The organism is Rothia sp. HC945 (assembly GCF_051370785.1).
GTDB lineage: Bacteria > Actinomycetota > Actinomycetes > Actinomycetales > Micrococcaceae > Rothia.
On record NZ_JBFCSN010000004.1, the window covers coordinates 59,130 to 72,019 of the forward strand.

Annotated in this window: 10 protein-coding genes; 6 read left to right on the forward strand and 4 right to left on the reverse strand. The window is 65.7% G+C overall.

What is annotated here, in order from left to right; translation table 11 throughout:
* Positions 1-7: 7 nt before the first annotated feature.
* Entirely contained in the window at positions 8-721 is a 714-nt protein-coding gene (locus AB0Y14_RS11425; protein WP_436589387.1) for a TetR/AcrR family transcriptional regulator, read from the reverse strand.
* Between the two features lie 140 nt (positions 722-861).
* Between AB0Y14_RS11425 and AB0Y14_RS11430 the strand changes: the two genes are divergently transcribed.
* From AB0Y14_RS11430 to AB0Y14_RS11455, 6 genes are all read left to right on the forward strand, one after another.
* Entirely contained in the window at positions 862-2,310 is a 1,449-nt protein-coding gene (locus AB0Y14_RS11430) for a flavin monoamine oxidase family protein (RefSeq protein ID WP_436589388.1), read from the forward strand.
* A complete protein-coding gene (locus AB0Y14_RS11435; RefSeq protein WP_436589389.1) occupies positions 2,307-3,230 on the forward strand; it encodes a universal stress protein in 924 nt (307 codons plus the stop codon). Before AB0Y14_RS11430 ends, AB0Y14_RS11435 begins: the two co-directional genes overlap by 4 nt.
* A gap of 79 nt (positions 3,231-3,309) precedes the next feature.
* Complete coding sequence (locus AB0Y14_RS11440) at positions 3,310-4,785, forward strand: NAD-dependent succinate-semialdehyde dehydrogenase (protein ID WP_436589390.1); 1,476 nt, start codon at positions 3,310-3,312, stop codon at positions 4,783-4,785.
* Positions 4,786-4,839: 54 nt separating this feature from the next.
* Positions 4,840-6,270: a gamma-aminobutyraldehyde dehydrogenase gene (locus tag AB0Y14_RS11445; protein ID WP_436589391.1), complete on the forward strand. Its 1,431-nt coding sequence runs from the start codon at positions 4,840-4,842 to the stop codon at positions 6,268-6,270.
* Between the two features lie 31 nt (positions 6,271-6,301).
* Positions 6,302-7,642 (forward strand): 4-aminobutyrate--2-oxoglutarate transaminase, encoded by a 1,341-nt coding sequence (gabT, locus tag AB0Y14_RS11450; RefSeq protein WP_436589392.1) that lies wholly within the window; start codon positions 6,302-6,304, stop codon positions 7,640-7,642.
* Positions 7,643-8,054: 412 nt separating this feature from the next.
* Positions 8,055-9,554: an amino acid permease gene (locus AB0Y14_RS11455; protein ID WP_436589393.1), complete on the forward strand. Its 1,500-nt coding sequence runs from the start codon at positions 8,055-8,057 to the stop codon at positions 9,552-9,554.
* A gap of 55 nt (positions 9,555-9,609) precedes the next feature.
* Here AB0Y14_RS11455 and AB0Y14_RS11460 read toward each other — a convergent pair whose 3' ends face one another.
* The 3 genes from AB0Y14_RS11460 to AB0Y14_RS11470 form a co-directional block, all read right to left on the reverse strand.
* Positions 9,610-10,380, reverse strand: coding sequence for a hypothetical protein (locus AB0Y14_RS11460; RefSeq protein WP_436589394.1), 771 nt, complete (start codon positions 10,378-10,380; stop codon positions 9,610-9,612).
* Positions 10,381-10,444: 64 nt separating this feature from the next.
* Positions 10,445-11,026, reverse strand: coding sequence for an arsenic metallochaperone ArsD family protein (locus AB0Y14_RS11465; protein ID WP_436589395.1), 582 nt, complete (start codon positions 11,024-11,026; stop codon positions 10,445-10,447).
* Between the two features lie 138 nt (positions 11,027-11,164).
* On the reverse strand, positions 11,165-12,658 hold the full coding sequence (locus tag AB0Y14_RS11470) for an alanine/glycine:cation symporter family protein (RefSeq protein WP_436589396.1): 1,494 nt from the start codon (positions 12,656-12,658) through the stop codon (positions 11,165-11,167).
* Positions 12,659-12,890 lie beyond the last annotated feature (232 nt).

Genomic DNA, 12,890 nt, shown 5'->3' on the forward strand with positions numbered 1-12,890 from the left:
TCGTCGATCAGGAGGCCTCGAGGTGTTCCCGGAGCCGTCGCTCGAGGCCGTCGAGCATGCTGGGCAGGCCCAGATCGAGCGCACGTTCCGCCGCGGCCGGACCGGAGACTTCCTCACGGTCGCGGTGGAGGCGGGCCATGACGGCGTAGTCCGTGCTCAGCTTCCCGGGGTCGAAGATGTCGGCGGGCGCCGCCGCATCGAGGGCGGTTCCGAGCAGGAAGGATTCGAGGGTCTCGATGACCCGCAGGACCTCTCCTTCGGGCCACCCGGCCCTGAGGAAGGCCTCCGCGACCGCTTCGTACATCGCCAGTGTCTGGGGCGCCTCGGCCACCGGCGTCAGGGCCAGGGTCGCGACCACGTACGGCTGAGCCGCGAAGGCGCGGAAGTAGGAACGCGCCCAGACCTCGGTGGCGGACCGCCACTCGGCCGGCGAGGGCCCGACGTCACCCTCCGCCGCGTCCTCGGCGCCGGTCAGGCGGAGCAGATCCTCGACGTCGATGCCGCGCACGACGTCGTCCGAAATCCTCGCGAATACCTCGTCCCGCGACTGGACGTGGTTGTAGAGCGACGAGACGGCCACGCCCAGGCGCTTCGCCAGCATGGTCATCGTGAAGTTCTCCCCGTGGGACTCGAGCAGTTCCCGGGCGGCCTGAACGATGGTCGTCGAACTCAGGATCGTCTGCGCGGGGCGACCCCGCTTCCTCGTCGCTTTTTCCGTCACTCGGACGACCTTACCCGCGACGAGGCCCGGAAGCCCGGCACACGGCGGCATGCGGCATGCTTCACAAAATCTTCTGACATCGATACCATAAACGAAACGCATTCGTTTATCCGTTTCGACTTCTTGCGAAAGGTCCGATCATGAGCACCAACCCCCATAATCCCCAGCAATCCGCGTGGCCCGTCCGCGAGTCCGACGTGGTCGTCATCGGTGCCGGCCCGTCCGGGCTGAGCGCGGCCCGGGAGCTGCGCAGGGCAGGCAAGTCGGTCACGGTGCTCGAGGCCCGCGAGCGCGTGGGTGGCCGCACGTGGTCCCGCGTCATCGACGGCGCGTTCCTGGAGATCGGTGGCCAGTGGATCTCCCCGGATCAGACCGTGCTCAGCGAGCTGGTCGAGGAACTCGGTCTGCGGACGTTCTCCCGGTACCGCGAAGGGGAGAACATTTATCGCGGCCCGGACGGAAAGGTCAGCCGGTACACGGGCGAGATGTTCCCGGTGTCGGAGGAGACCGAACGAGAAATGGAACGTCTGATCGAGATCCTCGACGGCCTGGCGGCCGAGGTCGGCCCCGCGGAGCCCTGGGCCCACCCCAAGGCACGGGAGCTGGACACGATCTCTTTCCACCACTGGTTGCGCGAGCAGTCCTCGGACGAAGAGGCGTGCAACAACATCGGCCTGTTCATCGCCGGTGGCATGCTGACCAAGCCGTCCCACGCGTTCTCCGCGTTGCAGGCCGTGCTGATGGCGGCATCCGCGGGTTCCTTCTCGCACCTCGTGGACGAAGACTTCATTCTGGACAAGAGGGTCCTGGGCGGCATGCAGTCCGTGTCCCTTGCGATGGCCAACGAGCTGGGCGAGGACGTCATCACCAGCCACCCGGTGCGCGTGCTCCGGTGGCAGGAGGACTCCGAGTACCCCGTTCTGGTCGAGGCGGAAGAGTTCTCCGAGGATGGCGAGGCCAGCGGATCGGGTGTGGTCGTCCGCGCCAAGCGCGCCGTCGTCGCGGTCCCGCCGAACCTCTACGGCCGCATTTCTTACGTCCCCGCTCTGCCGCGTCGCCAGCACCAGCTGCATCAGCACCAGTCGCTCGGGCTGGTCATCAAGGTGCACGCGGTGTACGACGCCCCGTTCTGGCGAGGAAAGGGCCTCTCCGGCACGGCATTCGCCGCGGATTCCCTGGTTCAGGAGATTTACGACAACACCAATTACGATCCGGAGACCGGCGAGGAGGAACCGCGCGGCACGCTCGTCGGATTCATCTCGGACGAGAAGGCGGACCGCATGTTCGAGTTGTCCGAGGAGGACCGCAAGGAGGCCATCCTGTCCTCGATGGCGAGCCTGCTCGGCGAGGAGGCCAAGAGCCCCGTGGTCTACTACGAATCCGACTGGGGATCCGAGGAATGGACCCGCGGGGCCTATGCCGCGAGCTACGACCTGGGCGGTCTGCACCGCTACGGAGCGGACCAGGCACAGCCCGTGGGGCCGATCCATTGGTCCTGCTCGGATCTCGCGGCCGAGGGATACCAGCACGTTGACGGTGCGATCCGGATGGGGCAGAAAACGGCCGCGGATATCGTGGACTCACTATGAGATACATCGTTGGTTATTCCGCGGACCGCCGTGGCCGAGAAGCGCTGAATCTGGGCGTTGCCCTTGGCCGTTCGATGGGTGCCGAATTGGATGTCGTCCTGGTGCTCAAGGCGGAGGACGCATACGCGGGTGCACTGCGCGGTCATGGGAACTATGCCGAACTGGTCAAGGAACGGGCCAAGGAGTGGTTGCGTGAAGCGGCGGAATCCGTGCCTGAGGACGTCGTCGCCCGGTACCACATCCGGCGATCGGTCAATGCCGCGACGGGGCTGATGGAGATGGCCGAATCGGTCAATGCCGGGGCCATCGTGGTCGGCAGCTCGTCCAAGAGCTCATGGTTGTGGCACGGGATCGGCTCCGTGGACAACGCGCTCTTGCACAGGGCGCCGTTGCCCGTGATCATCGCGCCGCGGGGTTACGAGAACTCCACCGCCATCACCGCGATCGACTGCGCGGTCAGCCCCAAGTACGATTCGATCGGCCTGGTCGAGGAAGCCATCGCGACCCTGAATCGGACCGGCATTCCGGTCCGGCTGGTGTGCATGGTGGACGGTTCCGCCGAGGAAGACGAAGGCCGGGTCAAGGAAGCCGTCCAGGGGCTCATTGAGGATTCCTCCCTCACGCCGGACGAACCCGAGAAGCTGGAGGTCGTCGTCGGCCACGGCCGGGGTATTTCGGAGGCGGTCGAATCCGTGGACTGGGAAGAGGGAGCCGTTCTCATGGCGGGTTCCTCGAAACTGGCCCAGAAGGGCGAGCTGTTCCTGTCCTCGACTACGTCGAAGATCCTGGCCAAACTTCCGATCCCTATCGTCGTGGTGCCGCGCGAATACCACCCCGGTCGCTACGGGTCCGAAGCTCAACCCTGGACGGGCCAGCTCAGGGCGATCGACCCGGTTCGAGCCCGCAAGACCGGCAAATAGTGTAATGAAACAAAAATTGATTATTGGTCAACTACGGTTGATTCCAGTCCTATAGAACATGCGAAAGAGGTACACATCCATGGCCGTCGACGTCGATCGACTTCTGGCCCGAGTCCCCACGGGATTGCTGATCGGTGGCCAGTGGCGAGACGCCTCTGACAATTCCGTCTACGAGGTCGAGAACCCCGCGACCGGCGAAACCATTGCGACGCTGGCCTCCGGCACGAGCGAGGATGCTCGGGCCGCGATGGACGCAGCATGCGAGGCACAGGCCGGATGGGCGGCAACCCCGGCCCGAGAACGGTCCGATATTCTGCGCCGCGCCTTCGACCTGGTTCAGGAACGCAAGGAAGAATTCGCGACCCTCATGACCCTCGAGATGGGCAAACCGCTCGCGGAATCCCGCGGTGAGGTTGCCTACGGTGGGGAATTTCTCCGCTGGTTCTCCGAAGAGGCTGTGCGGGACTACGGCCGCTACGCCCCGACCCCCGAAGGCAACCTCCGCATGCTGACGGCGCGCAAGCCCGTCGGCCCGTGCCTGCTCATCACCCCGTGGAACTTCCCTCTGGCGATGGGCACCCGCAAGGTCGCTCCGGCCGTGGCCGCGGGGTGCACCATGGTGCTCAAACCGGCCCGTCTGACCCCGCTCACCAGCCAGTACTTCGCACAGACGATGCTCGACGCGGGGCTTCCGGCAGGTGTGCTCAACGTGGTCTCGGGCGCCTCTGCATCCGCGATCTCGAACCCCATCATGGAGGACCCGAGACTCCGTAAGGTGTCCTTCACCGGTTCGACCCCGGTCGGCAAGCAGCTGATGGCTCAGGCCGCGAACAACGTGCTCCGGACCTCGATGGAACTCGGCGGCAACGCACCGTTCCTCGTCTTCGAGGACGCGGACATCGACGCCGCCGTCGAAGGCGCGATGGGCGCGAAAATGCGGAACATGGGGGAGGCCTGCACCGCGGCGAACCGATTCCTGGTCCACGAGTCGGTGGCCGAGGAATTCGGCCGCAAGTTCGCGGAGAAGATCGGGGCGCTCGAGGTCGGCAACGGACTCGAGCCGGGAACCACCTGCGGACCCCTCGTGGAGAAGAAGGCACAGGAATCCGTGACCGCCTTGGTACAGGATGCCACCGAGCGTGGTGCGCGACTCCTGGTCGGGGGCAAGCCCGGTCAGGGCAAGGGCTACTTCTTCGAACCCACCGTGCTGGCCGACGTTCCTCGGGATGCCAGGGTCGTCACGGAAGAGATCTTCGGTCCCGTCGCCCCGATCGTCACGTTCGCGACCGAGGACGAGGCCTACGAACTGGCCAATGCGACCGAATACGGCTTGGCCTCGTACGTGTACACCCAGGACCAATCCCGCATGTTCCGCGCCTCGGACCACCTCGAATACGGCCTCATGGGTTTCAACGCCGGAGTCATCTCCAACGCGGCAGCGCCCTTCGGGGGAGTCAAGCAATCCGGCCTCGGGCGTGAAGGCGGGGCCGAAGGCATCTCCGAATACACCACAACCCAATACATCGGTATCAAGGATCCCTACGCCGGTCAGTAGCCTGCCCGGATCTCGTTCCGTTCCGTCAAGACCACCCCTCAAGAAGGAGTCCCCATGGTCACCCGTCTCAAGAACTTCATCAACGGAGAATTCGTGGAGTCCGCCTCGAGCGAGGCGCTCGACATTGTCAGCCCCGTGACCGGTGAGAAGGTCGCCGAGTCACCCATTTCGACGCCCGAGGAGATCGACGCCGCGTTCGCCGCCGCCGCGGAAGCCTTCAAGAGCTTCAAGCGGACCACGCCCTCGCAGCGCCAGAAGATGCTGCTCGATCTCGCCGACGCGATGGAAGCCAACGCCGAACGGCTCGCCGACGCCCAGTACCGCAACACGGGACAGCCCCGCGAGGCCATCACCTCGGAGGAAATCATCGGCGGTGCCGACCAGTTCCGGTTCTTCGCGGGAGCCGCACGCACCCTCGAAGGCAAGGGCGCGAGCGAATACGTGGAAGACCACACCTCGTACATCCGTCGCGAGCCCATCGGCGTCGTCGCCCAGGTGACCCCGTGGAATTACCCCCTCGATATGGCCGTGTGGAAGCTCGGTCCCGCCCTGGCGGCGGGCAACACGGTGGTGCTCAAGCCCTCGGACACCACGCCTGAATCGACCCTCGTGCTCGCCGAACTGATCGCGGAGATCTTCCCTGCCGGCGTCGTGAACATTGTGCTGGGCGACGGCGGGGTCGGTGCTCAGCTGGTCTCGCACAAGACGCCGCAGCTCGTCGCCATCACGGGTTCGGTCCGGGCCGGTCGTTCGGTCGCCGAGTCTGCCGGCAAGGAACTCAAGCTGACCCACCTCGAGTTGGGCGGCAAGGCCCCGGCCATCGTCTTCGCCGACGCCGACCTCAAGCGCACCGCCCAGATGCTGACGGAATTCGGCTATTTCAACGCCGGTCAGGACTGCACCGCCGTCACGCGAGTGCTCGTCGAAGAATCCGCGGCCGAGGAATTCACCCGGCTCCTGGTCGAGGCGGCCAAGGCCACCAAGACCGGCTCCGAGAACGACGCCGAGAACTACTACGGCCCGCTCAACAACGTCAGTCATTTCGAGACCGTGATGGGCAAGCTCCAGAGCCTGCCCTCGCACGCGACGGTCGAGTGTGGCGGCAAACAGTTCGGTGACAAGGGGTTCTTCATCGAACCGACCGTGATTTCCGGTGTTCACCAGGATGACGCGATTGTCCAGGAGGAAACCTTCGCGCCCGTGCTGACGGTGCAGACCTTCTCCACCGAGGAGGAGGCCCTCGATCTCGCGAATGACGTCGACTACGCCCTGGCCTCGTCGGTGTGGACCAGCAACCACGGTACGGCGATGCGCGTGTCCCGCGATCTGGACTTCGGCTGTGTGTGGGTTAACACCCACGTCGTGCTCGCCGCCGAGATGCCGCACGGCGGGTTCAAAGACTCCGGGCACGGCAAGGATCTGTCCTTGTACGCTGTTGAGGAATACACCCGCGTCAAGCACGTCATGCACGACATCAGCGCGTAACCCATCCCCTCGCCAGAAGGACCAAACACACATGTCAAACATTAGCTACCGTCTGCCGCAGGAAATTCGTCTGACCGGCGAATTCCCGGGCCCTCGCTCCGCCGAGCTCGCGGAACGTCGTGCCAAGGTGGTGCCGGGCGGCGTTGCTTCCTCCGTTCCCGTGTACGCTGCGGACGCTGACGGCGGCGTGATCGTCGACGTCGACGGCAACTCGTTCGCCGACCTCGGCTCGGGAATCGCGGTGACCTCGGTCGGCGCCTCGGCGCCCAAGGTTGTCGAAGCGGTGCAGGACGCGGCCTCGCACTTCACCCACACCTGTTTCATGGTTACGCCGTACGAGGGGTACGTGGCCGTTGCCGAGAAGCTCGCCGAAGTCACCCCAGGCGACTTCGAGAAGCGCTCGGTCCTGTTCAACTCGGGTGCCGAGGCCGTCGAGAACGCGGTCAAGGTGGCTCGCGCGGCGACGGGCCGCAACGCCGTCGTCGTATTCGATCACGCCTATCACGGCCGGACCAACCTGACGATGGCGCTGACCGCCAAGGCCGCGCCGTACAAGCGCGGATTCGGCCCGTTCGCCTCCGAGGTCTACCGAGTCCCGATGAGCTACCCCTACCGGGAACCGGCCGAGATCGACGGGAAGGAAGCCGCGGAGCGTACCATCCTCCAGATCGAGAAGCAGATTGGCGGCCAGGACGTCGCCGCCATCCTGATCGAGCCGATCCAGGGCGAGGGCGGGTTCATCGTCCCTGCCGAGGGTTTCCTGCCCCGCCTGGCCGAGTGGGCCCGCGAGAATGGCGTCGTCTTCATCGCCGACGAGGTTCAGGCCGGCTTCTGCAGGACCGGCAAGTGGTTCGCCGTTGACCACGAGGGCGTGGAGCCGGATCTCGTGACCCTGGCCAAGGGCATTGCCGGTGGTATGCCACTGTCGGCCGTCACGGGTCGGGCGGACCTCCTAGACGCCGTCGGCCCCGGGGGTCTGGGAGGCACCTACGGTGGCAACCCCGTTGCGTGCGCCGCGGCGCTGGCGTCGATCGAGACCATGGAGGAGTGGAATCTCAACGAGCGTGCCACCGCGATCGAAAAGGCCATTCGCGGCGCGATCGAACCCTTGGTGTCGGAGTCGGACATCGTCGGTGAGGTGCGTGGACGCGGTGCCATGATGGCGATCGAATTCGTCGCCGACTCCAACTCCAAGAAGCCGCACCCGTCCGCCGCGAAGGACGTCGCCGCCTACTGCCTTGAGCGCGGGGTCGCGATCCTGACCTGTGGCACCTACGGAAACATCGTCCGCCTGCTCCCGTCGTTGACCATCAGCGATGAGCTGCTCGACGAAGCCCTCAAGATCCTGGTCGAGGGCATCCGGTCGGTCTAGTCCGACCTCCTCGGAGCCGTGCTGCGGCGTGCCCGGGGCCGCCCAGAGGCGCCGTCGTCGGTGTTCGGAACTCACCCCGTCAGGGGCTCCCGAACACCGGCGGCGGCTCTTTCTGGTTTCGGCTGGGTGCTCGCGTTCTGGCGAGGTCCTGTGTTCCGGCGTCGCTCGATCGTCCGCGAGGTGGCAGTTTTGTGCGATTTCGGCCCGGATTTTCGCCCGAGATTGCCACCTCGGTGTCGGGAGCGCTCTGTGGACTTCCCCGCTCATGCAACACACGGTGACTGACATGCAACGGTAGGTAAGATTTCGGGACTGCGACGTCCGCGCGGGCCCGGCAGCATCCACGCCACGCGGGCGTGTGGTGAAATGGGCCGAGTTCCACACATTGTTTTCTGAAGAAAGTGGCTTATCCATGAGTCATTCACCGTACGATGACCGGGTTTCGCCCGAGACGTCGATGGGATCGACCGTGCACCGTGGCAAGGACTCGTCCCCGGCGGGCGGGTCCGGACGGTCCGGCTCCGCCGGCTCAGGGTCGCCCCGCAAGCTGCGGTCGCGTCACGTCACGATGATAACCCTGGGCGGGATCATCGGCGCGAGTCTGTTCGTGGGATCGGGCAACGTGATCCGCTCGGTCGGCCCGGCGGCGGTGCTTTCCTACCTCATCGGCGGCCTGCTGGTGTTCCTGGCAATGAGGATGCTCGGCGAAATGGCCGGGGCACGGCCCGCGATCGGATCCTTCATGGAGTACGCCCGGGTGGGGCTGGGGGACTGGGCGGCCTACCTCGTCGGCTGGCTCTACTGGTACTTCTGGGTCGGGGTCCTGGCCTACGAGTCCGTGCTCGGCGGCGAAACCCTCCACGGGTGGTTCCCGGCGATCCCGGCGTGGGCCGGGTCCTTCTTCCTCCTCGCACTCTTCGTGGGGACCAACCTCATCTCCGTGCGCACCTTCGGCGAAGTCGAATTCTGGCTCGCGAGCATCAAGGTCATCGCGATCGTGGTGTTCCTGGGCGTGGGTGTGCTGTTCGCCTTCGGGCTCTGGCCGCACGCGGACTTCTCCGTCGGGAACCTGTGGCAGCACGGCGGCTTCGCCCCGCACGGCTACAGCGCGGCACTGACCGGCGTCGCCCTGGTGATCTTCTCCTACTTCGGGACCGAGATCGCCGTGATGGCCGCGGCCGAATCCGAAAACCCGGCCAAGGGGATCCGCCAGGCCACGAGCACCGTCATCTGGCGCATCCTGCTGTTCTTCGTCGGCGCCGTCCTCGTGATCACCGTGGTCATCCCGTGGAACGAGCTGCCCGTCCCGAGCGACGTCGCCCACGCGCCCTTCACCCTTGTCTTCAGCCGGTACGGAGTACCGGGTGCGGCCATGGTCATGCAGTTGATCATCTTCACCGCCGTGCTCTCCGTGCTGAACTCCGGCCTGTATTCCGCATCCCGCATGTTCGCCGCGCTGGCCGATCAGGGGTATGCGCCCCGGGTGATTCGGTCCCGTTCGCGCAGTGGTGTCCCCATCATGGCGCTCCTGGCTTCGACCGTCGGCGGAGTCGTGGCGACCATCGTGAATTTCGCGGCGCCGGACTCCGGGGTCTTCGACTTCATCATGAACTCGGCGGGGCTCGTGGCGTTGTTCGTCTACGTGTTCATCGCACTGACCCAGATGAACTTGCGGCGCAAGATGAGCCCGGAAGAACGGGACAGCCTGACTCTCAAGGTGTGGTTGCACCCCGTGCTGAATTACGTGCTCTTCGCGGGGGTCGCATTCGTCCTCGTCGTCATGCTGACCACCCCGGACGGACGCACCCAGGTGTGGACGAGTTTGGTCGCGGTTGTGGCCCTGATCCTGTTCTGGCCCGTGGTTCGCCGGGGTCTGAAGCGCAAGCGAGCCGCAGAAACCAATCGAGCCTGAAAAACACGGGGCGCGCCGCCCAGGCATGGACGCCTTGCCCCGTGACGGTGGTGTTCTAGCGCTTCGCGGTGCGCGCGCCTCCGGACAGACGCCACGCATAATACGCAACCCACCCCGCGTTGAGCGCGAGGGGGCCGACGGCCCGCGTCAACCGCGGCGCGGCCTTTCGGGAGACGGTGCTCAGCACGCCGACGCCGGTCGTCAGGACCGTGAGTGGGGTGATGCGCGTTATGGCAGACCAGAGCAGGAACTGTTGCATCGGAGTGCCGTTGTGCCCGAGGGCGCGGGCATAGGCCTTGTAGGGGACGGGTTCCACGAGACCCGAAACCAGGGCCTTGGCACCGTACTTCCTGACCTCGGTCTCGGCCCGACGAATCGTCTGCGCGGAGACTCCTGGAACGCGGAGCAGACGCCCGGCGCTCTCACGCTTGCTCGAGTTCTTGGCCACCGTGTACGTGCAGGCTCCGCCGGTCAGGCTGCCAGCGAGCGCCACGAAGGTGATGGCACCACTGCGCGAGGGCTTCCTGAAGGCCACGTTGGTCGTCCAGGTCTCGGGGGCAACACACGAGACGGTCGCGTCCGCGAAGGCCCAGCCGAACGCGACCGCTGCGTCGCGGAGGAACCCGGAACCGGAGGCGTCCCGGCTCCCGGAGCCGTGGTTGCGGTCCGGCGCAGTCCGGTTCGTACGGCCCTCGGCGCTCGTCCGCCGGGGGGTGAGGGACCGCCGAGCTTCGCGCTCCTGCTGCCGACGTTTCTTCTGTTCCTCGGGGGACAATGAGAGCTGCCACTCGGGGAGGCGTTTGTTTCGTGATGGGAACAGTCCCATGGTCACTCCTTCGTCATGGTCGTGAGAGGTGCTGCTCGGTGAGGGAGGGGGCAGGTGTTTCCCCTCAATGTCCTCCGCACCCACAGGAACCGCCGCAGCATCCGCCGGCGGAATGGTCGTAGCTCGAGGCGCGGTCCTCCGAGGACGGGAGGCCGTCTCCGGTGTCCCCGCCCATGAGATTTCTCCGGTCGCCCATATCGGGACCTCCCTGTGGGGTCTCTTTGACCCCGGCCAGGACGGCGGCGAACCCGGCGGGCGCGGGCTTCTCGGCGGGTTGGCCCTGTCCGGGAACCTGCCGGCCACCCGGTCCGCAGGCGGCACCTGCGGCGGAGAACCGCGGGTCCTTGCGCTTCGGCTCCCTGGCCTTCGCGAATCGCTGCAACTGCTCCGACGTCGGGTACATCCAGGAGGTCACGATCTGGGGTCCCAGGAGGGTGATGGGCAGAACCATGTCTCCCGACGCCGCGATCATGTCCGCGACGTGTTCGCACTGCTCAAAGGCCCATTCGTCCTCCCCGCGGACGTACACCGTGATGGGGTAGCCCTGTTCCGCGAGTTCGGCGGCGGCGTCGAGGAACTCCTCGCGCTCGGTGTCCTCAGGGCCGCCTGCGGGAATGAAGACTTCCACCTCGGTCAGATCGGACATTCTTTCCTCCATCGTAGGTTCGCCCCCATCTTGCCCGGGACGATGGAGTAATTCCACCGGTGTTCGCCCGCCGCCCACTCGCCGAGCTCCGGGACGCCCCGCTCGCCGTCCCGTGACGGCCGGGCAGGGGACCTCGGCCTACTTCTTGGCCGCGCGCCGCAAGGACTCGTGGTCGATCCAGAACTGACGGGTCGTGACCTCGTCACCACCGTCCCAGGTCTCGAGCCCGGTGATCTCCGGGAGGTCCGAGGCGTGGAAGATTGGCTCTTTGCCTTCCTTGCGCTGGCGGTCGTAGTTCTTCAGAACCTTGGCGGCGACTCCCGCCAGCAGGAAGATCGCGATGAGGTTGAGGAAGGCCATGACCGCCATGAAGACGTCGGCCAGGGTCCACACGAGGTCCAGGGCCGCGACAGTGCCGATGAAGACGAAGAGCATCACCAGGGCGCGGTAGACCTGAAGGACCCACGGCCGATCGGTCAGGAATTGGATATTCGACTCGCCGTAGTAGTAGTTGCCGATCACCGAGGAGAAAGCGAACAAGAAGATCGCCACGGTCAGGAAGTGGACGGCCCAGCCGCCGAGCTGACTGGCCAGAGCGGACTGCGTCAGCGAGGCGCCCGCGGCCTCGTCCCCGAAGGACGGCTGCGAGAGCAACACGATGAACGCGGTGATCGAGCAGACCAGAAGCGTATCGAAGTAAACGCCCAAGGACTGCACGAAACCCTGCTTGGCGGGGTGCGAGACGGCGGCCGTGGCTCCCGCGTTGGGAGCCGAACCCATACCTGCCTCATTGGAGAACAGGCCTCGGCGCACGCCCTGCATGATCACGCCCATGAGACCACCCGTCACGAACTCCTTGAAGCCGAACGCACCCTGGATGACCTGCAGGAACACGGAGGGCACGAGGTTGATGTTCAGAATGACGACCAAGAGGCCCAAACCGACGTACATCACGGCCATGACCGGTACCAGGATCTGGGTGATGGCGGAGATCGAGCGGACACCGCCGTAGATGATGAAGCCGGTCAGCGCGGCCAGGACGATTCCCAGAACGATCTTGAGCCCGACGCTCGAGGCGAGGCCCTCGTTGAAGTGCGCCGTGGACTGGGAGACGGCGTCCGCGATCGAGTTCGTCTGCACCGAGTTGAACACGAATCCGTAGGTCAGGCAGATGATGATCGCGAAGGCGACGCCCATCCACCGTGCTTTCAGACCGCGTTGCATGTAGTAGGCCGGCCCGCCGACGTAGGCTTCCTTGCCCGGGTGCTTGTACAGCTGGGCCAGGAGCGATTCGACGAAGGCGCTGGCTGCACCGACGGAGGCGATGACCCACATCCAGAAAACCGCGCCGGGACCGCCGATACTGATGGCCAAGGCGACGCCGGCGATATTCGCCGTGCCCACGCGGGAGGCCGCGGAGATCGTGAAGGCCCGGAACGAGGAGATCTGGGTCCGGCCATCGGCGTCCTTCCCGCTGGGCTCACCCAGAATCCGGAACATTTCCGGGAACCGCCGGAATTGGACGAACCGAGTGCGGATCGTCAGGTACAGCCCGACGCCGATGAGGATGACGAACATTGGGTACCAGATGACGTCGTCGATACCACCGACGATCGAATTCAGAAGTTCCATGAGGTCCAGCCTTCGAGTGATTCTCCGCGGCGTCGGGACGGCCGCTCGTCCGTACAGCTTGTCATGACGACAAGTTACCTGACCACTTCGCCGTGCCGCGGGCGCCGACCGGGGGACGTAGGGGGTAGGTTTCGTGGCACGCCATCGGCCTCCGGCGGTACGAACCCGCCGGTGCTCGCTCGATCGGCGTCGAGAACGCGGGGAGTGCACCTGGAGGTGGGCCTCTTCCCGC